Below are 25597 nucleotides of genomic sequence, written 5' to 3'. Positions count from 1 at the left end.
CGTCGCCGACGACTACGAAAGGCCGCAGGCCCGGTGCCTCGATCACGCGCCGCGCGACGGTGCCAGGCGTGAGCTTGGCACTGCGCACCGGCAACATCGCGGCCTCATCCATGGGCGTGGCGGGCACCGGGAGCATCGGGATGGGCGGCCCGGCCGGAGCATTGGCGCGCGGCTGAAGGTTCAGAGCCTCGTAGTACGGCAGCGCCGACGTGCCGCCACGGTCTTCGACGACGATCAGGGGCTCTCCGGCGCGCGAGGCCAGTGGCAGAGCCGCCAGCAGCACGAGCAGGCCCTTCAGTGTGAGATGGGTCAAATGGGATGTTTTCATGGGGTGCTCTCCTGGTGCACGGCGATGGCCGCGGCGGTTGGGTGTGTGCCCTGCACACGGGCAAGGTGGCGCGACACGCTGCGCCGGTAACGAGCCGCAGGTTCTCCGCCCGCAGGACGGTGGTAGCGACCGATCGCCGGCAACCAGTCCTCGCCCGAGGTGTGCTGCTCTTTCAGGATTTCAGCGGCGATGGCGAGGTTGCTGTATGGGTCGAGCAGGTCGCACGGGCTGGCGTAGCGCTGCTGGTGGTAGCCGAGGTTGATCTGGCCCAGGCCCGCGTCGATGCGTGTGTGCGGCGTGGCGCGCATTGCCTGCTGCAAACCAGCGCAGGCGTCGGCACGGGTGGTGAAGCGGCGCGACTGACCGGCGACGTTGAGGGACCACGGCCACGGGACGATGCGCCCGTTGCGGCGGATGCCGCTTTCCTGCAAAGCCACGGCGTAGAGCACCGTCGAGGGGATGCCCGCGCGCTGTGCGGCAAGCTGGTAAGCCGGTGGCGGAAGCTCCTGGGCATGGGCGGCGCAGGCGCACAGGCCCGCCGCGATCACCAGTGCGCGCAAGCACTGCGAAACGGAGGTGGCCGCTATGGCTGGCGCTGCCATTGACCGTTCACCTCGCGCACGACCGCAGGAAGGTCTCCGGGCAAGCTCAGCGACAGCCACCGCCCGCCATCATGGTTGAGCGTGATGCCACCGCTGCGCACGCGCGCCGGATCGACGTTCGCACGCTTGGCCCAGTCGCGGATGCGCGTGTCGTCTTGGCGGCTGCCGACCATGTACAGGTCGAACTCGGTGCCGGAGGATTGCAGGCGCTGCACGAGTTGCCCGCAGGCCGCGCAGCCGTCCTTGACGAACACGGCCGTGCGGCCTGAACCGCGCAAGGGATTGGCGCTTGTGCCGGCGCCGGGTTTTTCGTCAGGCAGGTTCACCCGCTGCATGCCGGGACTCAGGCGCTGCCAGGCCTGGTCGTAGGCACGCTGGTAGGCGAGCAGCTTCTCGATACGGCGCGCCTCGACCTGCACCTGCAGCTCTGCGTAGCGGCGCCGTTCCTCGTCGGTGCGCGCCTCGATGCCCAGGGCGGACAGTGGGTCCAGGTTGGGCGAGTAGATGCCCAACGGCCCGTCCATCAGCTCGCGATAGCGAGCCCACTCCTGCGGTTGCAGGCCCCAGTCGCCTGCCACTCGGTCGTCCAGGGAGCGAGTAACCAGCGGGCGCTCCTGGCTGTGCGCACTGCCGGCGGGAGCCGTGGCCGGCTGCTGCGCCCAGGCGGGCAACTGGGCAGACGCGAGCAGGAGCGCGGAAAGGATGATCGACGGTTTCATGTCGTGCGCTCCGCTCAAGGAATCGCCATGCGACGGGTCTGGTCGCCGGCCTGGAACACCGCAGTGTTGCCCTCGACTGCCTGCAGGCGCCACGGGCCGACGGCATCGCCGGGAAGCAGCACTTGAAGCTGGTCGGGCGTGAAGTTCCCGTTATTCGGTGTGACGGACAGGCTGCGCTGGCCGGCGCGAAGTTCGGCGCCGACGATGCGGAACGGCAGTGGCGGCGGTTCTGGTTTGGCGGTGGGCCTGCTCGGTGAGCGCGGCTGGGCGGGCGCTGCGGCACGCAGGGCGCTTGGGCGTGCCTTGATCTGCTCGACTTCCGCACGAAGCGCCTGAAGGTCTTCGGCAGCGGCATAGCCGCTCAGCGTTGTCTCGACCTGGGCGGCGCGTGCTTCCAGGCGTTCGCGGGTATCTTTGAGGTCTGCCGCTGTTGCGACGACTGGACGCTGCTGGATGGCCTCAATGGTCTCGGCCAGGCCCACCGCCTGCGCTTCGAGACGTTGCAGGCGGGAATCAAGCAGCGTCTGGTCGGCCTGGTCGTTCATGGTCTGGTAGCTCAGGGCAGCGAAAACGCTGAGGCTGATCAGCCAGAGCCACATTAGGCTCTGCAACACCACGGCGGAGATCGGGCGCCGGGGAGCCTGCGCGGTATTCATGGCTGGCCTCCCGAAACCGAAGGCATCAGCGGAAACGTTTGCACCGCCTCGGCAACAGGCGGCTCGTGTGCGTGCTCGGCGGTCGCACTGCCTCCAGGCTGCTCAAAGCAAATCTGCCGTGCCCGTTCATCCGCATGCAGTTCCCAGGCCGGGCCGGCCAGGGTGAGCAGCGCATCGCGCAAGGTCATGGGGCCAAGATGCCGGTGCGCCGCCGGCAGCGGCAGCGCATACAACTCGGTCACGGCGCTGGGCGTCTCGCAAAGCTGGTAGCCACTGCGTTTGAGCACATGCCGCAGCCCATCGCCCACCGTGGCGCGGGCATCCTCGGGCATGGACACGTCGATGGTCTGCAACAGCAAGTCACGCTGCGCCGCCGTGGGTGCCAGCTCGACCAGCGTGTAGCGGCCATAGCGCACGACGGGAATGAACTCGGGTGCCTCGGGTTCGGGAGCGGAGGAGACGTCTTCTATGGCGTCTGGCACCAGCGGCGCGGTGGTGGTCGCGCAGCCGCTGGCCAGCGCTGCGGCCAGGAGACCAGCGCCGACCAGACGCCGGGATACATGGGTTGCGGGCATGGCATCGGCTCTTCTGTTGCGATGCCGATACCTTGGCGGCACGGTGCCGCACGGTCAGCCAGGAATGCGAACTGGGTGGTGCCCGGTTTTCTGCCTTGGGCAAGTGCTGGGCCTTCACGGGAACCCTTTGGAATGAGAGAAAAACGCAGCCCCGCCCACGAAGAACGCGGACGGGGCTGCAAGGTGGGACGAACAGAAAGTCGGCGGCGCTAGGCCGGCGATGGCGTGGGGTTCAGGCGGTGACCAACTGCCGGGCCAGTGCGACCTCGACGGAATCACCGTCCTGGTTCAGAACATCCAGCCCCGATTCGGGCACATCGCCCGAGGTGGACTGCGAGACCATGATCTTCTTGGCCATCAGTTCCAGGCAGGTCATCTGCGAGGAGCCGGCGTAGCCGAGGTAGATCACGCGCACGGGCTGTTTCTGCCCGATGCGCCAGGAGCGGCGTGCTGCCTGTTGGAGCGAGTACACGTTGTAGCCACTTTGCATGAACACAATCGTTGGAAAATCCAACAGATCAAGGCCCGTTTTGACCAACTCCGGGTTCGTGACAAGCACATCAATGCCACGATCCAGTTGCTCGGCGATCCAGTCCTCGCGGCGGCTGGCATCCACGCTTGCGCGCAGTACCGCTACCTTGAAACCTTCTTGCTCCAGCAGCCCCTTCAGGCGCGACGTGGTGTCGCGCGTGCCGGTATAGACCGTGTAGGCCAGAACCTTGCGCCCCTGTGCCTTCTCTGCCTTGCAGATGTCGATCAGTTCACGCTCCTTGGGGCTGATCTCGAACTCATTGAACTGAGCCGGGACGAACGCCAAGGTGTTGCGCGTGCGCGGATGCACTACGGTCTCCGACCGGAAGCAGCAATCCGGCCAGGCCAGCAGCACGTTGAGCACCACACCCAGCAAGGTCGTGTCGCGTCGCGCCAGAGCCTGTTTCAGCTCCGCGGTCAGCCGACCCGCCAGATCGCGATAGGCCGCGGCTTGTGCCACGTCCATCTGGACTTCACGAAACTCCTCGTCATACGGCGGCAGAACGTTGCCGCCAATGTCCTTGAGTTTGAGGAAGATGGTGAACGGCAGGATGCAGCGCAAGACGCCTTTCGGCCCGAAGCCGGGAGCCTTGACCGTGCGCACCGATACCTTGGTGCCCTTGGCCGTCTTGTGCGCCGTGCCGGCGCTCTCGGAGTAGATGTCCTTGAGGACACCGTGATCGCGCATGAACGCCATCGCAGCCGAGGTCATGCTGCCGCTCGTGGTCGGGCGGTAGCCGTCTTCGATCATCCGTCCTGGCAGCGCCCGGAACAGCAGGTAGAACAGATCATCGCCATAGCCGCCCATCAGCGTACCGGTCAGCAGCAAGGTCTTGCGAGCCTTCGCCGCCAGCACGCCCATGGCCTGGCCTTGGGCACTGCCGCCGTTCTTGTACTCGTGCGCCTCGTCGGCGATGAGCAGGTCGAACGTGCCTTGCGGTAGGTAGCGTTTGATGAACTCGGACGGTTGGTAGCCGCCTTCGCCAAAGCCAAACTCCATGTTGGCCATCGCACGTTCCATGCGCGTGGCCTGACGGTCGGAAAACACCAGCTCGCCGTTGCCATCCATGAGGTTGATGAACTCATGGATGTTGTCGCCCAGCATCGAGGCCAGAAAGCCGTCACCAAACTTCTGCAACAGCTTCTGCGCGGTAACTTCCCCGATGGTGGGGATGCGCTTCAAGGCTTTGAGGACGACCGAAGACTGGTCACTGCCGGACAGACTACGCGGGCGGATCAGCGTCCACAGGGGCGCAGCGCAGTGGCTGCACTTCCTGCGGGACTCTTCGGCTTGGAGCGCGACCGGGTTGGCCGGCTCGCCGTCGAGGTCGGTGATGAGCGTGCCGCAGTCCGGGCAGGCCGCCACGTCGCCGTGGCGGGTGCGTCGCTGGGTGAAGACCGGCTTCCAATGGAACCCCATCCGCATCCTGACGCGCCCCAGGATGAAAAATTCCTGGCCTGTGGGCGGCACACCCAACTGCTCGCGCAGCTTGATGAGCTTGACCAGCGTATCCGGGCCATTGAGCACCCAGACCTTGGCGCCGGCCACCGTCTCCTGGATCTCGCGCCGCCACTTGTAGACCAAGTGGGGAGGCGAAAGCACCAGGGTACGGCGGTAGCCTTCGGCGTTGAGCACGGCGGCCGTGGCGATGCCGACAGTCGTCTTGCCGCAACCCATTTCGCCATTGACGATCGCAGCGCGTTCGCCTTGATCGACCAACAGCTCGGCGGCGGCATGGACAACGTCGGCCTGGGCCTGGAACAACTTGCGCTTGAGGCTGGCAACAACGAGTTGTCGCTGCGCCTGTGCTTGACCGGCATAGACCGGCGGGTTGGCGCGGTTGAGAGAGTCGAGCAGTTCGTCGCCGAACTCGCCGACAAAATCCTGAAGGCTCAGTGTGAGAGGGTTGGATTCCGCTTCAAGCAGTTCGCCCTGTACGGGCTCTGCATCGTTAGCGGTGGTGTCGAGATCAACGGACATGGTGGTGCTCCAAAGAAAAATGGGACATGCACCACCCCAGCGGGGCGATGACATGCCCCGTGGTGGGAAGCGAGACGGCGAACCGTCGGTGGTTGGACAGTGCAGGCGCTCGTGGCCTGCGGTGACAACTCGCGGTCAGTACTCGGACGGCAGCACGATGCGGGTCGCGCTGCGATCTGCTTCGGTGAAGATGCGGATGCTCAGGTCACGGGTGACGACGTAAAACGAATCGAGGCGTTCGCCGGACTCCAACGCAGCGTTGTTCTGCTGCCATTGGTAGTCTGCGACGTCGCCCCAGTCGCCACGCATGTGGCGTTCGAAAAGCGGCATGGGATCGAGCCGGCCTTCGTTCATCAGGCGTTCGACGCCTTCGCTGAACTCCAGTGCACCGATCTCGAACAGCCGTTTGCGCCGGTGCTTGTCATGTTGGTTGGAGGTCATGTGGCTTCCTTCTGAGTGAAGGGGCCACGGCACCCTTGCGGGGTGTCGGTGGCCCCGCGTTGGAGAAGATCAGTACTCGCTGGGCAACAGCAGCGTGGTGACGCTGCGATCCCATTCGGTGATGATCCAGAGCTTCAGACCGGGTGCGACCTGGTAGGAAGAAAACAGACGATCCTCACCGGACTTCAGCGCGGCATCGTTCTGCCGCTTGTCGCTGTCGTCGAGGTCGCCCCAGTCGCCGCCGAGGTGGCGGCGCAGATACGGAATCGGGTTGAATTGACCCTGTTGGACCAGTGCGTCAACGCCGCAGGTCATGACCACCTGGCCGGGCGCGAAGCGCCGGCTCGGTGTCTGGCTGATGGAAAGTGCTTGGGCTGCCATGGAAGGCTCCTTGAGATGGAGGGGCCACGGCACCCCATCGGGGCGACTGGACCCCGGTGGGTGGAAAGAATCGACGGCGAACCGTCGGCGGTGGAAAAACGATCAGCGGATGGTCAACACCTCGCCCCGTGTCGGAGAGCCAGGCGTCATGTCCCACGCGCGGATGACGGGAACGAACTTGTCGGTGAGGATGCGCGTCTCGGCAATCGAGCCGTCTTCGCGTTCGGTGAATTCCCGCTGGAGCGTCTTGTCCTTGTGGGTGTCACCTTTGACGACGAGCACGCGCCCCGTCTTGGATTGCACGACTCCCGAGATCGCGCCTGCGGCCAGAGCCAGGGCGAGATGCCAGTGGGACAAGGCCCGCGCCGGTGGACGCAGCGTCTGCTGCGCAGACCCCAACTGCGTATCCCGCGACGGCCAGAGGCCTTGCAGCCTGCCAACCTCATCGGCGAACTGCTCCGGCTCCATCGTCACGCGGAAGAAATGCCCCGGCTCCGCCGGGCTGGCGGGGACGATGTACGGCAGGAACGGCCATTCGCTCGGCAGCTCCTCGGCTTCGACTTCGCCAAGCCCAACCTGCAGCAGCAGATTGCGCACGGCCTTGATGCCATCGGGCGTCTGCTCGCGCTGGCGCACCCGGCGTCCGAAGATCACCACCTGCTTGAACTGCGTTTCCACCGCTCGGTAGATCCGCAGGTCTGTGTAGTGGCGCGTCAGCCAGCCGACCAGCTCCGCGTCGAGCACGTAGCCGGGGACAATGAAGACCAGCACGCCGCCGTACTGCAGCAGGGGCAGCGTGCGCTGGTAGAACAGCTTTTCGAGGCGGGCACGGCCCTGACCCTGATAGCCAATGTTGCCGTTGACGTCCTTGGACAGGTCGCCATACGGCGGATTGAGCCAGAGCAGCCCAAAGGACTGTTTGGAGATCATCGTATCCATCAGGTCCGCGTGCAGGCAGTGATCGACCAGGCTGCGGGCATGGCGCGCCCGCTCTGCGTCGAACTCGACGGCGAACGCCCTGGCCTGCTCGCGCCCGAGGGCATGAGCCGCTTCGGCGATTGCCACGCCTTCGCCGGCACAGGGGTCGAGGATGCACATCGGCCCATTGGATTCAGGCGCACTGGGCATCAGTGCATTGAGGGCTCTTTCGAGCGTCGGTTCGTCGGTCGGGAAGTACCCGTTCTTCACAAAGTTGCGGGCGAGCCGCGGGAACATGAGCGCCATGGAAGTCTCCTGGTTGGCGGGATGAATGGCGCAGGCGGGCCTTGGCGTGCCTGCGCAGGTGGTTCAAGCCGCTGCCGTTTCCGGCGTCCAAATCTTGGCCGGGTATGGGTAGGCGGTGAGCACGTCACTGCGGATCAGCGAGCCGAGCGCCTGGGTCAGCGCCGGCACGTCGATGGCGAGCTGATGGCCCACCAAAGGCCCGAGGGCGAATGGCAGGCGGGTCAGCATCTCGTGGCTTTGCAGCAGTTCCAGCACGGTTTCGCGCCAGTGGTCGAGCAATGGCAGTGGGCAGGTGTCCTGCACCAATGTCCACAGGCGGTCAAGCCGGTGGTCGCTATCGCGGGGCAGCAATGCCAGTGCGCTGGCGTTGGCTTTGTCGGGCTTGACGCAGCGCCGATCGAACAGCCACACGTTGGACAGCGAACCGAACAGCGTTCGCCGGTAGGCGCGGGTCATGCGCTTTTCCAGGCGATCGACGTTGCCGACGAACACCGGGACGCTGCCGCCCTGGTCGGTGATGACGTGGAACTGCTCCAGCCCCTGTTCGTCGCGCCCGAGGGTCAGGCGAGCCAGGAACTGCTGGGCGGCGGTGTCTCGCGCCCAGATCGACAGAAAGATCAGGTTGCCCTGGTCATCGCCGACGCAAGCGTCGGCCATCACGTCCGGGCATTCGTCGATGCGGTACAGCGTGGTGGAAGAAGTGTTTGCGGGCATGGTGGTGTCCTCGGATGAACGGGAACAGCACCGCCCGCAGGGGGCAAGTGCTGCCCTTGGGGTGGAAGGAAAAACGCCCTGGTTCAGACCGTCAGCGTCGCATCTGGAGCGGTGGTCGCCTTGGATGTGCGCCGCCGTGCGTGGTAGGCGCGAACGCCTGCACGCCATTCGGCGGACTGCTCCGGTGCGAGGTCCAGATAGGACAGCGGGCACGAGTAGTAGTACGGGTGCATGGATTCGTCCAGCGGCTTGTAGCCCCACTGGCCGCCGCTGCGTTCCAGAAGATCGCAGCGGATGGTGCACAGGGATTGGCCCGGTGTGAGATCACGGTGTACGCCTTCGGCCTTGGCTGTGACTTGCGCAACGGACCAGAGGACGTTGCCACGCAGCGCGTGGGCGATGACCTTGACGCTGGCGTGCTCGGTCTCTTGCGGTGCGATCAGCTCCGCGATCAGTTCAGACCGCGATTGGGGTGAGAAATACCAGCCCATGAGAGGCCTCCTGGAAAAATTGAGCCAGAAGCCTCCCCGGTGGGGAAGACCCCCGGCGGGTGGATGAACACGGCAGATGCGGTGCCCAGTACTACGCAGGTTGCAGTTCGGCCTGGCGGCTCCACTCCTGCGTCTTGAAGTCCAGCGTGTAGCCCAGTTCGCCAAGGCGGGCGATCTGCGTGCGCAGGGTGCGGCGGTCGATGGTCGAATCCAGTTTCACGGACTCGCCCAGCGGCCAAAGCAAGCTGAACAGCGCGACGTCGCCATCTTCGGTACTGCCGGGAGCAGTTGCCGCAGCGGGCGTCGGCGCATCCACGCCGAAGGGCGTGGTATCGACCAGCGGGTCCGTGGATGCCTGCACGGGTGCGGGCTTGGAGGTTTTGGTGGGCTTGGCCGGTGTTGCCGGCGTTACTGCAGGCTGTGCGCCCAACTCTTCATCAAGTGGATCGAGGTCCTGGGTGGCGAAGCTGCGTGCCTCGTCACGGCTCAGTTTGTCGATGTCGTAGAGCGTCATTCCGTCCAGGCTGGCACGGATCTCGAAGCGCATGCCGCCACCGACCGGGTAGGACTTCGGGAAGATGTACCTGATGATGAACTCCCCGTCGTACTTGCCTTCGGGGTATTGCTCCAGCTCCGGGTCCTTGACCTCGAACGTACCGAGGTGCGTGGCGAGGCGTCCGACCGTGAAGGGGCCGTTCTTGCCGCGGATGGTACGCAGCGTGAGCTGGCCGGGGACGACGATGGGCGAAACCGATCTCTCGGATGCCGATGTGGCTGCCATGATGGTTCTCCTTAGCGATTGGGAAAACGACAAGGCCCGCGAGGGCCTTGCCGATCAGAACGAAGCAGCCAATGCCGGCTCCTGCTCCTCGACTTCACCTTCGGGCTCGCGCTCGGCGGGCTCGGCAGGCTGATCGGCAGCGGTGTCGGCGTCCTCGGCTTCGGGCGCGGGAGCGTCCTGGGCCGGCGGCGTATCGGCTTGCGCGGGGCTCGTCGGATAGACCTTGGTGCCGTCGATCTTGATCAGGCTAATGTGGATCAGTGTCGATTCCAGGCTTGCGGCCGGTTCTCCGGCACGCTCACCCTTGGTGCGGATGTACGGATCGATCTTCATGTCGTTGAGACGGAAGGCGATCAGCACCTTGCAGTCCCCTTCGATGGCCTGCACGCACCGGCGAACCAGATGCTCGGCTTCAGGGGTGGTGACGATGGTGTCGAAGTACCGATACTCCGGTTCATCGACAGGCCCGGCCAGAGCGGCGACGGTGCAAGAGAGGAACGGGTCGCCATCTTTGGGCGTGACGTCCTTCGGACGGCTGAGGTAGCCGATGCCGCGGGTGACCAGCTCGTGCTGCCTAATCGAAGCCAGTTCGGCCCGGTCAAGCGGCTCGGCCTTGAGCAGTCGCGCCTTGAGGGACGCGGCGGCTTGGCCTTTCTGCTCACCCTTGTCGCGGATGTACGCATCGCCCCACAGGTCGCCGAGGCGAAAGCGCACCAGTGGGCGCTGCTTGGGATCGTCAACGCCGATGTAGCGCTCGACCAGCTTCTTGGCCTCGGCACCCGAGACCTTGACGTCGAAATAGCGATAGCTGGGGTCCTTTGCGGAACCGACCAACGCGGCGATGGTGCATGCCAGGAAAGGCTGCGCACGGCGGCCGCCCCGAACAGGCACTTCACGGACACGCTGGATGTAACCGATGCCCGAGGTGTGGAGGTCGAAATACGATTTCTCGTTGGACGTGGTGCTCATGGTGAATCTCCATAGGGATGAAGCGGAGACACACCGGCCCCACGCTGCGGGGAAAGGTGCGTAACCCCGCGATGGGTTGATAAGGCGAAAGCATCCACCACCAGAGACTGGTGGCCGCTCGCGGATGGATGCGGTGCGAGCTGGCTCGGTCACGCAGTGGGAACTGCGCCGCAACCTCGAAGACCGATGGTTGCCTGGCATGTCGCTGACAACGTCAGCAGGCATGGGCTCAGCATGGCCGGGCCTCGCGCGCGAGACAGCCATCAATCGGCATTCGGGCGATTCCCTTTGATGAAATCTCACACGGCAGAAAAAAGGCCCTCCTTCCGAATGGAGGGAGAGCCTGTGGGGGGCATGTCGCCTGGTTCTTTTCGTGGTGTTACGCCGGTACAGCGCGGCGCCGTCGGGACGTCTCCACGCCGATCACGCTCACATCGATCAGACGCCAGCGCCCGTCGTCGATGAGCCGCTCCAGCACTTCGCCGAGCATGTCGAAATACACCTCGTCGTGCCGATCGACCAACTCGCCGTCGCGGCACAGCTCCACCGCATAGGTATCGCTGCCGCGCTGGTAGAGGATCGTCACCCGACCGTCGAACTTCGCGGTCGAAACCGTGAAACTGATCGCCGGAGGCGTTTCGATGATCTTGGCCGGCTTCGGATCGACCCAGGTGAAGTCGTGGGCGCCCGCATCGACCAGCATGTGGGTGATGCGCCGGAACCCGTCGGGCGCCGACATTTCCTCCAACTGCTCGATGAGCTGACCCAGTTCCATACACTGCGGCTCGGGAATGGGCAGCTTGGCCGGCGCGGAGCCGAGGATGTGTGTCTTGACGGTGTAGGGAGTGCCGTCGGACATCATCTCGGTGCGCTCTTCTGGCGTGTCCGCACGCAGACCGTCGAAACGACGACGGGCATAGGGTTGGACATGCACCTTGGTGCCCTCGCTGGGAATGCTGGTCACCAGGTTGGGATCGAGTACCGCGAACTCGCTGGGCTTGAGCTTGACGACGATGGCGTCCTCGCTGGCTGCGACCACCTTGCCGTCGAAGGGCTGGGGATCGATGACAAAGCCCAGTGTCGAGGACTGTGGCTGATCATCGAACACGCGGTACTTGAACGACCGCACGTTGCGGGGCACATGGCCTGCGACCAGCGAAGGCATCAGGGTCTTGATAAGAGAGCGATCCATGTGAATCTCCTTGAGGAAGAACAAGGGATTCCCCGCCCGCAAGGGAGAGATCCCTTGTGGGTGGATGGGCGCGATGCGTCCGTAGGAAGAAACAACCAGCACGGTTTCCCGCGCTTGCAGCCTTGAAGGTCTTGGCTGCCTGGGCATGTGTCGGCAACGCCGACGAACATGGGGTAAGGATGGCCCTGGAGTGAGCGGCCTGCGCTCAGGAAACCGCACCGCGCCGCACCCGCTTTCCTGCGCCGCGCCAAGAAAAGGCCCCTCGAAAGGGGCTGGGTGGTCAGGCTTGGTACACGAAGTAGTGTTCGCGCTGACGTGGAAAGAACACATGCTTCCATGTGTCGCCGCCGGTGTTGCCACCGTCGAAGACGACCATTTCGTAGGCATCAATGTCGGTGTCTGCCAGATCGGCGCTGGCGATATGGCGCATGTGCAGCATGCCGCTCAAGCGCTCGAATACCAGGATCTGGCCGATGGCGTCGTCCTGGCTCATGGCGTTGACGCAGGCTCCAAGCTGATGCTCGAAGTCGCGTGCGGGCGAGATGAGGTCGGGGAACATAAAGTGCTCCTATGAAATAGGACCAGCCTGGCTCCCAGAAAGGAGACAGGCTGGCATGGAGGGCAAAGAGGAAGGTGGGCGCGTGGTGTGTTTGCTAGGACTCGGCCAGCGGCAGGCCCAGCAACACGGGCGCGTCAGCGTCGAGGATGAGGATGCGCACATCGGCCTGGCCAGCCAGTTCCAGGATGTTCGCCAGGTCGTCGGGCATGCCCTTGCTGCGGTGCTCCTGCCGAAGCTGCTCGGCGGTGATGCCATCGGCGTACTCCAGGTTCTTGTCCGTCCAGGGCGTGGAGATCAGCTTGACGCCGATCGCCGGGCTGTACGGAACCCGAAAGGCGATGAACAAAAAGGCCTCCGGCGTGGCAAGGTCCGCCAGATTGGCGAGGTACTGGCCGGTTTCCGGGCTGATGTGTGCGCTGCTGATCTCCCAGCATCGGCTGTAGTAGCCGGTCTCGAAACTCAGGCGCCGCACAACTTCCCGCGCGGCCTCGACCGAATAGCTGTCACCAACGTGGATCAGGCGACCGTCGAAGTCCTCGCCATGAATGGCATAGACCACGGCACCGATCACGCCTTCGCCGTTAACACCTTCATCGGCATCGCATTCGGCCAGTACCTCGGCACTCACAGGTTCAGAGCCGTTCGTGACCACCGCGAAATCGCTGATGACGATGCAGGACGATGAAATCAGTTCCTGGTCGGACAGGTGTTGCTGGCTCGGGTGGATATTTCGCCAGACAGGCGGGCTTCCGTCCTCGTAGCTGATGGACAGCGTGCGGACGATTTTCAAATTCCAGTAGCCGCGAACAAAGGGATTGGGATTCTGAGACATGGGGACGCTCCAGATTGAATAATGGAGCCAATTCCCGCCACCGGGAATTGGACCCGGTGGGTTGAAAGGGGAAAATGCGTCAGGCAGAGGTGATCGTTGGCTTTGATTCAGCCGCCTTACGCTGGGCAACGGAAAGGAAATCGAGGGACATGACCGTGTAGGTGCATGTCCCTCGTGGGGAACGAAAAGACGGGGGTGTGCCAGAAACGGGCTCACCAGCCGCTGTAGTTCAGCATCAAGTCGGCAATGACCTGGCGGCGTTCCAGGTCGAGACCGTCGAAATCCGACAGCCCGTGGAAATGGCAGCGTTTGAGCATGGCACCGCCCTCGTGCGCGTTGTAGAAGCTGACCATGGCGGACAGAAACATGCGTTGCCCGCTGCTCAGGACACCGAGGGCATCGTTGAGCCGCAGCATGTTGGGACGCAGATCCCACTTGCTTTTGGCCTGGTTCAGGCCGTCACGGGTGCCGTCGCCGAACCATTCGGGGCCAGCGATCTCGGCACCACGCTTCCAGGCCTCGAAGAAGGCTTGGGGCTCGGCAGCGAAATGCTGCTCTTCCCGCATGATCTGATCGACGACTTCCTGCGGCAGCAGTTGATTCATGGCGTGATTCCTCCAGTTGGATCAGGGAATGGCGAGCTGGGACCAGCCGCCTCTTTCGAGGGCACGTTGAGCCGCCGCATGGCTGCGGAAGTACTCGTGCGATTCCCGCGAAACGGGACCTTCGGTATCGCGCGTGCCGATGTAGTGGCCGGCGGCGCTTTGCAGGACTTCGAGCGGCAGGAACTTGCCGCAATAGGTCAAGGCCAACTGGCCGAAAGAGGCTTTGTGGGACATGGGTAGGTTCCTTGGAAAAGCGAGGCCTTGTCCCTCACGGGATGGCAGCTCCCGCACGCGGTGGATAAAAAGCATCGGCGTCACGGGGACGCGCGTCCGCAGACTTGATGCGATACGGACTGGCGGGTTACGCGGGAAGAACCCGCGGCAGCCTGGAACCCATGGCTGCTGGCATGTGCTGACGAATCAGCGAACATGCGGGCAGCTTCATGCGGGGGCCGCGCTGCGTCAGTTGCAAAACGGCATTCGGCCCAGCCCGGATTGATCGGCGCAGAGACAGAAAACCCGCATCGAGTGCGGGTTGTCAGGGTGGTGCGCGGGTGCGTTGGCTCACTCGGGCGCGTCGCCCAGGACATGCTGCTTCCACAGGGCGAATGCCTCGTCCTGTCCCAGTTCGGCCAGGACCACAATGGGCTGCTCCTGCCGCGCACGCAGCGAAGCGAAATACGCCTTACGGTCGGCGATGGCCTTGAGGTTGATGCCATCGATAAACAGCAGCTTGCCGCCCTTGATGAACAGCACCTTGTTGCCAAGGTCGCGCTCGAATGCGGCTCGTACTTTCTCCGGTTGTTGCATGCGTCGGTTTCCTGTTGCTGTGGCCGGCCATTGGCTCGGAACGTTGATCGACGAGATAAAGGAGCCGAAGGCTCGCTGACCTTCGGCTCGGGAGGAAATAACCACCCGTGGGCTGTTGCAGGCCCGGTCGTCGCTAGAACCGTCTGCTCATCAGCAATCACACCCGGCCCATGTCGTGGCTGGGGCCGGCATCGTCTGGCGCACATCCGCGCACAAAGGGAGCCCGTTTTTGCGCCGGTGGGCGCCGGCACCGAATACCGCTGACCACAAAGGGTCTCCGGGTGGCTCGCGCTGCCTGGCAAGCCATCGGGGGACCCTTCGCAGTGGGCGGGAGAAACACAGACCAGCAGAACACGCGGGAGACGGTTCGCGGAAAAGATACCTTCAGGTCCCGCAGCCGGGGACGGCTGGACGGGACGCGCACACGGACAAGAAGGCGTTGCGCGCTGGGCGACCCGCAGGGGCGTGCGGGACACGGGCCACGCCTTTGAAACAGGGTGCGGCCCACGGGAAACGGAGTCGGTCAGGCGCCTTTGCGACCGCTGCTACGCGAGCGCGAAGCGCCACGCTTGGGCGTACCGGATTCGACCGGCAGCGTGCCTTTGCAGTCTGGGTAGCGACTGCACGACCAGAATGGGCCGCTCTTGCCGGTGCGCTGGCGCGTCGCTGCGCCGCACTGCGGGCATGCTGGCCCATGGGGAAGCTTGATGGACAGGGACACGCAGCCGTACTGCGCGATCAACTGAGAAATCCAGGCGGCCTGCTTGCTGAGGAATACGTCCAGGGTGAGCTGTCCGGCCTCGATCATGTCGAGCGCCTGCTCCCACACTGCCGTCGTGCCAGGGTCTGCAATCGCCGCAGGCACGGCGTCGATCAGCGTGAACGCCGCATCCGATGCGCGAATGGAGCGTCCCTTCTTCACGATGTAGCCACGGGCGATCAGCACGCTGATGATGTTGGCTCGCGTCGCCTCGGTGCCGATACCCGTCGTGTCTTTGAGCTTCTGCTTCAGGCGCGGGTCGGTCACGAAGCGCGCAATGCCCTTCATTGATTTGACCAATTCACCCTGGGTGTAGGGCTTGGCCGGCATCGTCTTGAGCGCCTTGATCTCGACCTCGGCCACCTGGCACGCCAAGCCCTCACGCAGTGGGGGCAGCACCTGGCTGCGCGCCGTGTCGTCGCCGTCCTCATCCGCTTGCGGTTCGGCCAGCACCAGACGCCAACCCTTGACGACCACCTGTTTACCAGTGGCAACCAGCGTCTGTTGGCCGCAGGAAAACTCAGCCACGGTACGGTCGAACTCGTGGTGCGGGAGGAACTGCGCCAGGTAATGCGCCCGGATCAGCCGGTACACCGCCAGTTCCTTCTCGCTCAGAGCAGAGAGGTTCGCGGGTTCGAGCGTCGGAATGATGCCGTGGTGCGCCGTGACCTTGCCGTCGTTCCATGCACGTGAGCGCTGGGAGCGGTCGAGCTGCCCCATGATCGGGCGCAGCGACGGGTCGGTATTGAGCAGGCTGTCCAGGACGATGGGCACCTCGGCGAACATGCTTTCGGGCAGGTAGCCGGAGTCCGAGCGCGGGTAGGTTGTGGCCTTGTGCGTCTCGTACAGGGCCTGGGCGATCTGCAATGTCTCCTGCACGTCCAGCCCGACCTGCCTGGAACAGACCTCCTGCAAGGTGCTCAGATCGAACAGTAGGGGCGGGCCTTCACGCACGCGCTCGGTCCCGACCGACACCACCTGGGCGCTGCCCGCAGCGCGAATCTGCTGCGCCGCCTGCTGGGCGACCGGCTGTTGCAGACAGCGACCGGCGTCGTCGGTGCAATCATCGGGCGCAACCCACTGCGCGGCGAAAGCCTGACCCTCTGCGGACAGAGACACGTCGATGGCCCAGAACGGCACCGACTTGAAAGCCGCGATTTCGCGGTCGCGATCCACGACCAGCTTGAGGGTCGGGGTCTGGACACGTCCGACCGACAGCACGCCGTCGTAGCCCGCCTGCCGCCCGAGCAGCGTGAACAGACGGCTGAGGTTCATGCCGACGAGCCAGTCTGCCCGCGAACGCGCCAGCGCCGAGTAATACATCGGCAGCGTATCGGACGACGGTCGCAGCTTGCCGAGCGCGGTGCGGATCGACGCATCGTTGAGCGCCGATAGCCACAAGCGCTCGATGGGGCCACGGTAGCCGCACAGGTCGATGATCTCGCGGGCGATCAGCTCGCCCTCGCGGTCGGCATCGGTGGCGATGACGAGATGGGTCGCCTTCGCCAGAAGCGCCTTGACGACCTTGAATTGCGTGGCGGTCTTGGGTTTGACCTCGACCCGCCACTGCTGGGGAATGATGGGCAACTGCTCCAGCGACCAGCGCTTGAGCGCCGCGTCATAGACCTCGGGTGCTGCCGCTTCTACGAGATGGCCGATGCACCAGGTAATCGTGACGCCGGAGCCGTTGAGGCAGCCTTGACCGCGCTGCGTCGCGCCGAGAATCCGGCCAATATCCTTGCCCTGGGAGGGCTTCTCGCACAAGAACAGGCGCATGTCCGTCCATCCGATTTCCGTGGTTCATTGAGTTGCTGGAATCGAGGATGCCGGGCACAGCCAGGGGCGGCAGCAAACAAGTCGCAAGCGGTGGCGACCACTTTCACAGGATGGAATGGCTGGGGCGGAGATAGCGTGCAGCCGGGGTGTGCGAGCCGGGAGCCGCGATTTTCGGGAGCGCGTGGAAGCCGGTGGACGTAGATGGAGCTATCCCCTGGGGATAGCTCACGGGTGCATGGAGCTGCGAACAGTGGCCGGCCCATGCCGGGTCACTTCCTACGCCGCGGCTCTTTTGGCACAGCCGGTTCCTGGGCGGCCTGGGGCTTTGCCTCCGCATCCTGCGGCTTCGGGCTGAGGGTCACGGACTCGATGCGAAACGGCAGGATGCCGACGCTACGCGCGTTGATCTGCCAGGTCTCGCGCGGCTGATCTTCGTTGTCCGTCCAGGGCTCGCGCTCCATGCGGCCGACGACCAGGACGCGCATGCCTTTCTGGTAGAGGTTTTTCCAGTGCGCGGTGTCGCGGTGCCAGATTTCCACGGGCGCCCAGAAGCCACCGCGATCCTCGAAGTCGCCGCCTTTGGTGGGAACGGGGTTGTCGAAATACACGTTCAGCCGCAGCAAGCGCCGCGGCTCGTCGTTGCCGTTGGGGAACTCCCGGTATTCGGGCGGGGAGCCAATGTTGCCTTCGCCCCAAAAGTGCGTGCTCATGTTGCAATCTCCATGGTGGTTGAAATACCCGTGCCGCGTCGGCTTCGGGCGCGTGCTGGGGTGTCCGGTGTCATCACCGATCACGCATTCCAGGTGGGATGGACTTGAGCCTGCGCAGGTAGGCGTCTTCCGCCTCGGCCGCCTTGCTGGCGCATTCCTGTGCCTGCCTGCCCAGGGTGTGCAGCAGACTGATCTGCATGTTCAACGTGATGCGCTGAAGCTCGATCGCGTGCAGATCGGCCAGCAGGTTGACCGGCGTGCCGGTGCTCACCATCAATTCCTGCCACAGCGCCACGCCCATGGCTGAGCGGTCGTTTTTGCGCCAGCGCAAAAACGCCGTGCCTGCGCCAGTGCTCTGCTGGGCCAACTCCACGGGCAGCAGGTGGAAGGGATGCCCGACTGCCTGTTGCAGCACCTGCCGCTGCGTCAAGCCAATCAACTCGTCGCGCATGGCGAAGCACTGGCTGGCCCAGGCCTCAAGATCCCCCTTACCCTTAAAAGTCTTTAAAAGGCCTTTTAGAGAGGCCGCGTGTTCCAGCTTCATGAAGGCAGCCTGTTGCAAGCCCTGGAAGTAGCGAGGTTCGCGGTTCGGATCGCTCATGCCTGCTCGTCCTCGTCCTCGTCGGCGCTGATTTCGGGTGCTGCGCCAGTGGCGGGCTCGTCGTTGGGGTCAGGCGCTGCAGCAGGACTCTCGACACGCTGTTGCAGGCCACGGCGCACGATGGGCGGTGCGAACTTCGAGCGGCGCGTGCCTTCCAGCACGTCCTCCGGCAGTTCGCCGAATTTCTCCAACGCCGCCCGTGCTGCGGCGTTCTTTGATACGAAGTCGTCGCGTGTACAGCCCGAATAGCGGTATTGCTGGGCCAGCGAGAACAGGCTGCGCAGTGCATGGGCACCCTCGTTGAGCCAGCGCTCCAAGGTGCTGCGGTCGATGAGCGCCGTGTGGTGGGCGAGAATCAGTTTGCGGGCGATGTCGTCGTAGTCGGCCAGCAGATAGACGGCGGCAAAGCCGAGCTGCGCATTGACGAACAGCGGCAACTTGACGGGCTGAACGTTGAGGTTTTCGCCCAGGCTGAGTGCCGGCGGCACGCTCGCCAGCGCCTGATCCACCTGCTCGCGCAGCGATTGCAGCGTGGTCTTGGTCTGGTCGAGCTTGACCTCGATGCGCAGCATCCACCAATCCGAGTACGGGTCGTCCTGCTCCGAACCACGCCGCATCTTGTTCATTTGGGCGATGTAGCCGTTCAGGCCGACGATGCCCGGTCGCCCCTCGGCAGCGGCACGGCCATGCCAGATGCGCGAGGCGTGGTGGGTGTGAAGCGTCAGCGACATCGCGCTGCGCAGGGAGCCGAGATTCAGTTGCAGAGGTTCATTGGTTGCCATGGTGTCCGCTCGTTGTGTGGAAAGGAGCGGTCAGCTTCGGCAGGAAGCGGAAGGCCGTCAGTCAACAAACCGAAACCTGCCAGACCCCGGTTCAGCGCGTGGTGGCCGCCTGCGGCGCGAGCTATCCCCTGGGGATAGCTCCATGGAGCGCCAACGAACGCTGCAGGTCGGGATCGGGGGGGACAACGCCGATACTGCGGCAGATGTTCGAGGCCAAGCTTGCGACTGCACGGTATCCGCCCCAACGGTGGAACTATCCCAGGGGATAGCTCTACTGGCATCCATGGGCATCCACTTCACCGCCTTGTCGGTCGGCTCACTTGCTGGCGAGCAGATCTCGCAGTCGCTCGATGTGCTGCCTGGCGACTTCTGGTGGCACCGGCTTACCCTGCGTTTGGGGTGGTGGTGCGGGTGGTGGCCGTTCGTTTGGCTGAGTGGGTGCCGGTGGCGGGTCTTTCTTGGCCCAGGCATTAAACTCACCGTGGATGGCCCGCTGGATGATGCCGAACAGATACCCTGCGGGATTGCGGATGCCGTGGTTGCTACAACGCGCTGCCCATTCGTCCAGCACGTCCTGCCTCAGCGAGGGATCAACCTGCTGCAATGCCACCTTGGCACCCGCCTGCTGTTCCGCCTTCAGTTGCGCAAAGCGCTTGGGCCATTGCAGATCGCCCAGCGCGCGCGCCTGCGCAGTAGTACGTATTTCATTAATACAACTACTACGTACTGTACGGGCCTGCTTCGGATTCAGAAGAGAGACGTCTGGCGCGGGTTTCGGCCCTGCTTCGGAATCCGTAGTAGGTCGTTCACGATTCCGAAGAAGGCCCGGAGCCCCTTCTTCGGAATCGTGAATGGCGTCCTCCTGTGGATAACTATCGCTGGCCGTGAGGTCCTGCTTGGCGAGACGTTCGGCCATCACCTGCAACCGTGACGGGAGGGTGCGTCCGGCCAGTAATGGGTCTTCGCCGATTTCCTTGAGCGTGTGCAGGCCCACGATCTGTACGGCCTTGGCAGAATGGCCGAGCGCCTGGCTGACGAGTTGCAGGTAGTCCGGGTCGAGCTGCATGGCCTCGAACGGTGTCAGAGGTTCGTCGTGCAGCACGTACAGATTGCCGAGGATGCGGCCAGTCTTGGGGTCACGCCGTCGCCTCACCAGGCTCAGCCAGCGGGTCAGGCGCATCAGTGTCAGCGCCCGTGCCACGGTTTCATGCGAGGCCTGGCCTGCGCAGGGCATGGACGCAAGCCAGGGCCGCAACTGCTCGTAGGTGGGAAATGCGGTCACACCATCGTCGTTGAGCATCAGCCGGAACACTTGCCAGGCGTTTCGTTCCAGCGGTGTCAAGCGGCGGTCGAGGAACAACTTGCGTGGCACCGTCTCGTGCCGGTTGCCACTGAACAGGAAAGCATCGCCGGAGGTAGGCGTGGGCGACTGTGCCGGTGTAGACGCAGGTGCGCTGGGGGCGGGCTTGGGCGCAAGGTCTTTCAGCGCAGCATCGAACAGCTCTGCGAGTGCGATGGGGCCTTGGCGTCGGACTCGTGGTGCGGTGTCGTCCACGGCCATGACTCAAGCCAATCCCTGATCGACCCAGCTCTTGATCGAGGCCCAGACCACCGACAGAGGCAGCGACATGCCTTCGGCCAAGTCCATGGCGGCATCGAGGATGGAGGTTTCGTCTTCGAGATCGACCGTTCTGCTGTTGGTCACGGCCTTCCATTGCCGCCACAGCTCCGTGTCCTGCTCCTCGTCCAGCACGGGGTGCCGACCCTTGCGCTTGGGTAGACCGAGGATTTCACGGCGAAGCGCTACTTCCTGATGCGTCAAGCCATAGAACTTGCTGACCATCTCCGTGCTCGCGCCCAGCCTGAGCATGCGATCGACCGTGGCGATTTCCTTCTCCACGTCCTGCGCCTGCTGGAGCAGCCGCCGCAGCACTTCGCGGTTGACCGTCACTGAGCACCAGGAGACGTTGGCGTTGGCCAGCACGCTGATCAGCGCGGGATGCTTGAGGGCGTCCAGCTCTGCCTCGCCAAACCCCATCAGTTTGCAGCGGCGCAGTTGCCCATTGCGCAGGTCATAGAGGGCCTGGGCGATGACAGCCTGGTTGAGTGGGTGTGCTGTGGACATGCTGGCCTTCCTCGCTTAGGTTCCAGAGTCCGCAGTGCCGGCTTCGAGATCGAGCAGGCGGCGGGCCAGTCGCAGCAGGCGGAACAGCTTGACCAACGCGGTGTCGCTCAATCGTCGGGTTACGTCGCCCTGGCCGTGTAGTAGGGCCGGCAGGTCGATGACGAGTTGCCCGTTGTCCAGACCGACGTCGGCGGGCTGCTGACCGGCCAGGCAAGTCAACAGCGCATGGACGGCACGGCCCAGCGGCGCTGGGTTTGTGGTGCGAGCACGGCAGGCGAAGCCGATGCCGTCTGGGCGGTCATTGATGCACTCGCCCAGGTCTGCCTCGACCGCAATCTCGCGGGCAAACTGCGCGACGTGGATGCGCAGGTGCTCGGGTGTGTCCAGGCCGGGGGCGATGTACCAGACATCCGAGATCGGATAGAGCCCGCCAGCCTGCACAGGGATGGACTGCAAGACATTCGCCGAGAAGTCGTGCGGCAGTGCATCGCCCAACTGGTCGGCGACCATGCGCTGGATGGACTCAAGTCGCTCCGTTGTCGGCGCCGGGGAGACAATGTGCTTCTGAAGCAGGTCGCCATCTGCCGCCGGACTGACCGCGCCCGAATGACTGGCATCCGCATCGCTCTCGCCCGTCGAGGGGGTTGCCGTCGGCCTCGCAGCAGGTGGCGCAGTATCGGCAGGTGGGCGCGCGATGGCTTCTGGCTCTGGCAAGGCAGGCGGCGTCGAGGGCGGCGCCGGCTCGCTGACCAAGGCACGCTGGCGGTTCTCGGATTCGGTCATGTCCAGAGCGAGCACGTCGTAATCAACACCCAGCAATTCGGTCATCTGGCCGATCAGTTCGTCCTGTACGCGCTGCGCAGAGAACTCGTCGGCCTGGACATCGAATTGCGACAGCACTTCCTGAAAGAACTCGTCGAAGTCCTGAATCAGTGAGCGGCCTTTGGCGTAATGCTCCCAGGTGCGCTCGCAGGCCTTGCGCATGACCGACAACCGCTCGACCTGGTGACGCCCCAGGCCGGCGTAGAGCACGGTCGGGATTGCGGGCAGCAGGTAGCGTACGGCGTCGGCCATCCGGCTGATGTGCGACTGCTGCACGGGGTATCCATCGGCGGCCAGGCGGCGGGCCAGCTCGGATTGGCTCAGGGGGGAGCCGCTTTCCAGTTCGTAGAACTCGCGCGCTTTCTCGACGCCCAAAGCGCGCTCGATGAAGGTGAGGCCACCGCGCAGTTCGTTTTCCGCAAGATGCCCGGTGAGCGCGACGATCTCGCCACGCTCGGGCCACGGGCGGAACAGGCATGAGACCCGAAAAAATCGTTCGTCCCTGGTCTCCGACCAGAGTTCGCGCAGGATTGCCAGTCGCGTGTTGCCGCCATTGCGGATGATGTAGTGATCGTCGCCGGGCCGCCGGGTGATGGTCGGTGCCGCGTCCAGACCACGCTCGCGGATGGATGCCTTGATTTCCTCGTACACCGGATTGCGCTTCTTGCGCGGGTCGTGGTCGTAGGGGCGCAACTGGTCGAGCGTCACGATCATGGGCGTGTCGGCGATCGGGTCGCTCAAGGTCGTTGCTGACGGGCCGCTGCGCTCGAACCCGGACGCGAGCAGTTTGCCGGCCATCTGCTGGGAGGTGATCTCAGTCATGGCCGCCCCCCTGCGCTAGGGATCGGGTCTCGCGCTCGGCGCGACGGATCTGCGCACGGGCGTTGAGGGCTGCCCGGTGATCGCTGGCCGTCGAGCTGGTGTAGATCGCGGCGCAGCCTGCCTTGGTGAACTTGAGGTGACCGCCCGCCGTGCGCTTGACGTGCCAGCCTTCGCCGACGGCGAACTCGATCAGGGCGCGCAGCCGGCTGTGGCCTCGGGCCAGTTCATGTGCGTTGGCCATGGGGCCTCCTGGTATCAAGAGGCTGTGGCGGACGGCCGGACACTGCGGCAAATCGATCCTGCCACTGCGGGAGCAATTCGCCAGCAAGATCGCGCATGGTGGCGAGCGCGGCGGGAGCGACTCTGCCCACTGGCTGGCGGTACTCGACCCGATGCACCGGTAGGCCGCGCGTCGCGGCACGCGGATAAGCCTCAATGGCCGGCACGTCGGTGGCCAACACGCCGATGTCGGTATGGTCTTGAAACAGATCGCGCAGCGCCTGCTGGATCAGCCGGGCGTTGGCGGACACCGGATGGACGCGGTTGATGAGCAGGTGCAGCGGCGGCGGCTCGATGCCCAGCTGCCGGTACGGCGCAATGTCCGCGAGCAACTGCATGGTGCCGCGCCGCAGCTCGCGGGCGGCGAGGATTTCTGGGGTCACTGGCGACAGCGCGAGGTCGGAGGCCAGCACCGCCATCTCCAGCAGTACCGAGCGCGCGCCCTGGGTGTCGATCAGCACCAGGTCGTAGAGGGGGTTCAGTATCGGCAGCAGGTGCCGCAGCCGCAGGCGCCCGTCTGGCGCGTGCAGCAGCAAGGTGTTCAGTTCGCCTCGGTGGTCGTTGGAGAGCACCAAGTCCAGGCCCGTGATGATCGTGCGGGACACAAGCTGGTCGAGGTCGCGCTCGTTGAAGGCCAGCAATTCATAGATGCCGCCCGGCGCGCGGTGAGCCAGCTCGTAGTAGGAGGACAAGGTGGGCTGCACATCGAGATCGAGCAGCAGCACGCGCAGCCCGGCGTCCGCAGCGAGACCACCCAGGTTTGCAGCCGTGGTGGTCTTGCCGACCCCACCTTTGGTTGAAATGATGGATACGACCTGCATGGCGTTCTCCGTATGAGGATGGAAAGTCCGCGGGAGGACGGGTCAGGCCCGGTTGTTGACGCGCTCGTCGATCCACTGATCGATTTCGATGGAATCCCAGCCCACGGCGCGCACGCCCAGACGCAGCGCCTGCGGGAACTGGCGTTTCTTCATCAGGTTGTAGATGTGGGCGCGCTTGAAACCGGATTTCGCTTCGACTTCTTCCAGGCGCAGGATGCGGCGCTCGTTTGGCTGCAGTACAGGTGTTTGCGACATGGCGGTCACTCCTTAACGCTCAGTGGCGTTTGTTGGCGTGACCTCTATTCAATAGACACGGCTGCGAAAAGACATTGCAAATGCAATCTCCGCGACTGCACATACAAGCTGGCAAATCTCAGAGGGAAGTGCTACGCAGCCGGCGCCTGGCGGTGGCGAACTTGCCGTTCAATGTCCGCTCCGCGATGCCCATGGCACCGCTGTGATGGGCGACCAGCGCGCTGACCACGGCCTCCTGCGTCTTGAAGCTGGAGTACGGCGTGCCCGATGGCGACTGGCCGAGCATCAGCTCCAACAGGCCGCCAACGATGTTCAGGTAGGTGGCCTCGGCTCGATCACTGATCGGACACTGCGCGCATGCCGGAATCACCGTGGGCTGCTTGAGCAGCGCGTCATGCTTGTCCTGCAACTCGCGAAGCTGACGTTTGGTCTGTTCCAGGACGGATTTCAAAGCCTGGCGTTCGACCAGCATGGCTTGCCCTGTTTCCAGAGAGATGAAGGGATGGGTGATGCGCTCGCCGCGGGAGAAGAGAAAGCCGGGCCGCTGCTCGGGGTAGTGCTGGCGCATCCAGCACTTCAGATCGACATGGCGTACCGTCAGATCAGGCGATTCGATCAACGCGGTGTCGCGCGTCGTGATGCCGTGCTGCCCGAAGGGCAGTTCCCCGTTGAGGATGCCGTCATAGATGCGGTCGGTGTACAGCCGCAGTTCGCCCAAACGTGGGCAGTCCAGCGACTGCGGCAGATTCATAGGCGACGAGACCGAAGCCAGGATCACCTGCTCGTATCGCAGCAGTCCGGCCCAGCGGATGGATGCTTCGAGCGGGCGGTAGAACACCTTTGATGTTGGTGCATCATTTTTGTTCTCGTGCATGCTCCGTCTCCTTCCAGGAGAAGAACTACAGGGCCGACTGCTTTTGCAGCCGTCCTCATGGTCGGCCTGTTGTCCGCGCAAGACGCGAGTGATGACGCCCGCTTTTGATTACTTCTGATCAGTTCGCGCAACGAGTAGGCGTTGTGTGCTCGATGTGCAAAAATCCATCGAGCACAAGAAAATCGAGCGTCCGTCGCGGCTCGACAGTGACGCTTGCGCTATCAGGATCGTGAGAAGTTGCGGCTCCCGCAAAACCGTATCGGTATGGTCTGATACGCCAGCGGTTTCAAAAAGCGGCGAGCGGTCGGAATCTATTGCTCGGGGCTTGGGATTGGCAACGGAAATCTGCTGGCGTCATATCCGATCTGGATACTGATATAGCGAGATAGCATCACAGAGAAGTCGCCCATGGTGACTGCCGAGCGCTGATCCGACGCTAAACGCTGCCTGCCAAAACGTGGAAATTGCGAGTTGGCCGCGCAGAAGACGGATGGGCGGCCATGCGAAGCGATCGACGTTCCCTCCTTTGACCTTGGGGTTTGGGGAGCAATGGAACCAAAAACCAACGTAAGCTCTGAA

The 25597-nt window shown here is 64.1% G+C and carries 31 protein-coding genes; all 31 read right to left on the bottom strand.

Features of this window, described 5'->3' with window-relative positions; genetic code table 11:
• On the bottom strand, positions 1 to 328 hold a 328-nt coding region (locus tag LO50_RS02830; RefSeq protein WP_044314052.1), incomplete at its 3' end, for a DUF2859 domain-containing protein.
• Complete coding sequence (locus LO50_RS02825) at positions 325 to 930, bottom strand: transglycosylase SLT domain-containing protein (protein WP_012205976.1); 606 nt, start codon at positions 928 to 930, stop codon at positions 325 to 327. The genes LO50_RS02830 and LO50_RS02825, both read right to left, overlap by 4 nt.
• A complete protein-coding gene (locus tag LO50_RS02820) occupies positions 912 to 1649 on the bottom strand; it encodes a TIGR03759 family integrating conjugative element protein (protein ID WP_012205975.1) in 738 nt (245 codons plus the stop codon). Before LO50_RS02820 ends, LO50_RS02825 begins: the two co-directional genes overlap by 19 nt.
• A gap of 14 nt (positions 1650 to 1663) precedes the next feature.
• Complete coding sequence (locus tag LO50_RS02815) at positions 1664 to 2305, bottom strand: hypothetical protein (protein ID WP_012205974.1); 642 nt, start codon at positions 2303 to 2305, stop codon at positions 1664 to 1666.
• The gene (pilL2, locus tag LO50_RS02810) at positions 2302 to 2880 is read right to left on the bottom strand and encodes a PFGI-1 class ICE element type IV pilus protein PilL2 (protein WP_014596102.1); all 579 of its coding nucleotides are present in this window, start codon (positions 2878 to 2880) and stop codon (positions 2302 to 2304) included. Before pilL2 ends, LO50_RS02815 begins: the two co-directional genes overlap by 4 nt.
• A gap of 232 nt (positions 2881 to 3112) precedes the next feature.
• Positions 3113 to 5392, bottom strand: a complete 2280-nt coding sequence (locus LO50_RS02805) for a helicase-related protein (RefSeq protein WP_044314051.1) — start codon at positions 5390 to 5392, stop codon at positions 3113 to 3115.
• A gap of 135 nt (positions 5393 to 5527) precedes the next feature.
• Positions 5528 to 5833 carry a hypothetical protein gene (locus tag LO50_RS02800; protein ID WP_044314050.1) on the bottom strand — a complete coding sequence of 102 codons (306 nt, stop codon included), beginning with the start codon at positions 5831 to 5833 and terminating at the stop codon, positions 5528 to 5530.
• A gap of 69 nt (positions 5834 to 5902) precedes the next feature.
• Positions 5903 to 6148, bottom strand: coding sequence for a plasmid related protein (locus tag LO50_RS02795; RefSeq protein ID WP_425375623.1), 246 nt, complete (start codon positions 6146 to 6148; stop codon positions 5903 to 5905).
• Positions 6149 to 6316: 168 nt separating this feature from the next.
• Positions 6317 to 7465: a DUF6094 domain-containing protein gene (locus LO50_RS02790; protein ID WP_376750354.1), complete on the bottom strand. Its 1149-nt coding sequence runs from the start codon at positions 7463 to 7465 to the stop codon at positions 6317 to 6319.
• Positions 7466 to 7501: 36 nt separating this feature from the next.
• Positions 7502 to 8152 carry a hypothetical protein gene (locus LO50_RS02785; RefSeq protein ID WP_008268678.1) on the bottom strand — a complete coding sequence of 217 codons (651 nt, stop codon included), beginning with the start codon at positions 8150 to 8152 and terminating at the stop codon, positions 7502 to 7504.
• Between the two features lie 83 nt (positions 8153 to 8235).
• Positions 8236 to 8643 (bottom strand): hypothetical protein, encoded by a 408-nt coding sequence (locus LO50_RS02780; protein WP_014596106.1) that lies wholly within the window; start codon positions 8641 to 8643, stop codon positions 8236 to 8238.
• A 91-nt stretch (positions 8644 to 8734) separates the two neighbouring features.
• Positions 8735 to 9424, bottom strand: a complete 690-nt coding sequence (locus LO50_RS02775; protein ID WP_044314047.1) for a DUF3275 family protein — start codon at positions 9422 to 9424, stop codon at positions 8735 to 8737.
• A 54-nt stretch (positions 9425 to 9478) separates the two neighbouring features.
• Entirely contained in the window at positions 9479 to 10393 is a 915-nt protein-coding gene (locus LO50_RS02770) for a DUF3577 domain-containing protein (protein WP_014596108.1), read from the bottom strand.
• Positions 10394 to 10772: 379 nt separating this feature from the next.
• Positions 10773 to 11585: a GTPase gene (locus LO50_RS02765; RefSeq protein ID WP_044314046.1), complete on the bottom strand. Its 813-nt coding sequence runs from the start codon at positions 11583 to 11585 to the stop codon at positions 10773 to 10775.
• A gap of 280 nt (positions 11586 to 11865) precedes the next feature.
• The gene (locus tag LO50_RS02760) at positions 11866 to 12144 is read right to left on the bottom strand and encodes a hypothetical protein (RefSeq protein ID WP_044314045.1); all 279 of its coding nucleotides are present in this window, start codon (positions 12142 to 12144) and stop codon (positions 11866 to 11868) included.
• A 94-nt stretch (positions 12145 to 12238) separates the two neighbouring features.
• Entirely contained in the window at positions 12239 to 12976 is a 738-nt protein-coding gene (locus LO50_RS02755; protein ID WP_044314044.1) for a DUF5983 family protein, read from the bottom strand.
• A 212-nt stretch (positions 12977 to 13188) separates the two neighbouring features.
• Positions 13189 to 13581 carry a hypothetical protein gene (locus LO50_RS02750; protein WP_044314043.1) on the bottom strand — a complete coding sequence of 131 codons (393 nt, stop codon included), beginning with the start codon at positions 13579 to 13581 and terminating at the stop codon, positions 13189 to 13191.
• A gap of 21 nt (positions 13582 to 13602) precedes the next feature.
• Positions 13603 to 13815 (bottom strand): hypothetical protein, encoded by a 213-nt coding sequence (locus LO50_RS02745; protein ID WP_003158617.1) that lies wholly within the window; start codon positions 13813 to 13815, stop codon positions 13603 to 13605.
• Positions 13816 to 14145: 330 nt separating this feature from the next.
• Positions 14146 to 14391 carry a hypothetical protein gene (locus LO50_RS02740; RefSeq protein ID WP_008265051.1) on the bottom strand — a complete coding sequence of 82 codons (246 nt, stop codon included), beginning with the start codon at positions 14389 to 14391 and terminating at the stop codon, positions 14146 to 14148.
• Between the two features lie 523 nt (positions 14392 to 14914).
• Entirely contained in the window at positions 14915 to 16927 is a 2013-nt protein-coding gene (locus tag LO50_RS02735; protein WP_044314042.1) for a DNA topoisomerase III, read from the bottom strand.
• A gap of 269 nt (positions 16928 to 17196) precedes the next feature.
• The gene (locus LO50_RS02730) at positions 17197 to 17637 is read right to left on the bottom strand and encodes a single-stranded DNA-binding protein (protein WP_008267200.1); all 441 of its coding nucleotides are present in this window, start codon (positions 17635 to 17637) and stop codon (positions 17197 to 17199) included.
• A gap of 73 nt (positions 17638 to 17710) precedes the next feature.
• Positions 17711 to 18238 (bottom strand): DUF3158 family protein, encoded by a 528-nt coding sequence (locus LO50_RS02725; protein WP_044314041.1) that lies wholly within the window; start codon positions 18236 to 18238, stop codon positions 17711 to 17713.
• The gene (locus tag LO50_RS02720; RefSeq protein WP_044314040.1) at positions 18235 to 19020 is read right to left on the bottom strand and encodes a PFL_4669 family integrating conjugative element protein; all 786 of its coding nucleotides are present in this window, start codon (positions 19018 to 19020) and stop codon (positions 18235 to 18237) included. The genes LO50_RS02725 and LO50_RS02720 overlap by 4 nt, the downstream gene beginning before the upstream one ends.
• Before the next feature lie 316 nt (positions 19021 to 19336).
• Positions 19337 to 20581 (bottom strand): STY4528 family pathogenicity island replication protein, encoded by a 1245-nt coding sequence (locus LO50_RS02715; RefSeq protein WP_044314039.1) that lies wholly within the window; start codon positions 20579 to 20581, stop codon positions 19337 to 19339.
• Between the two features lie 3 nt (positions 20582 to 20584).
• A complete protein-coding gene (locus tag LO50_RS02710) occupies positions 20585 to 21145 on the bottom strand; it encodes a DUF2857 domain-containing protein (RefSeq protein ID WP_008267477.1) in 561 nt (186 codons plus the stop codon).
• 15 nt (positions 21146 to 21160) lie between these two features.
• A complete protein-coding gene (locus LO50_RS02705) occupies positions 21161 to 22789 on the bottom strand; it encodes a ParB family protein (RefSeq protein WP_044314038.1) in 1629 nt (542 codons plus the stop codon).
• Positions 22782 to 23030, bottom strand: coding sequence for a hypothetical protein (locus tag LO50_RS02700; protein ID WP_008268494.1), 249 nt, complete (start codon positions 23028 to 23030; stop codon positions 22782 to 22784). The genes LO50_RS02705 and LO50_RS02700 overlap by 8 nt, the downstream gene beginning before the upstream one ends.
• Positions 23014 to 23889, bottom strand: a complete 876-nt coding sequence (locus LO50_RS02695) for a ParA family protein (protein ID WP_044314037.1) — start codon at positions 23887 to 23889, stop codon at positions 23014 to 23016. Before LO50_RS02695 ends, LO50_RS02700 begins: the two co-directional genes overlap by 17 nt.
• A 42-nt stretch (positions 23890 to 23931) precedes the next feature.
• Positions 23932 to 24144, bottom strand: coding sequence for an AlpA family transcriptional regulator (locus tag LO50_RS02690; protein WP_014603611.1), 213 nt, complete (start codon positions 24142 to 24144; stop codon positions 23932 to 23934).
• A 118-nt stretch (positions 24145 to 24262) separates the two neighbouring features.
• On the bottom strand, positions 24263 to 25018 hold the full coding sequence (locus LO50_RS02685) for a hypothetical protein (RefSeq protein WP_008265643.1): 756 nt from the start codon (positions 25016 to 25018) through the stop codon (positions 24263 to 24265).
• Between the two features lie 311 nt (positions 25019 to 25329).
• The coding region (locus LO50_RS25290) for a hypothetical protein (protein WP_236690561.1) at positions 25330 to 25597 on the bottom strand (268 nt) is incomplete at its 5' end.

The organism is Stutzerimonas stutzeri (genome assembly GCF_000935215.1).
Taxonomy (GTDB): Bacteria; Pseudomonadota; Gammaproteobacteria; order Pseudomonadales; family Pseudomonadaceae; genus Stutzerimonas.
This window is presented reverse-complemented; position numbering and strand designations above follow the sequence as displayed.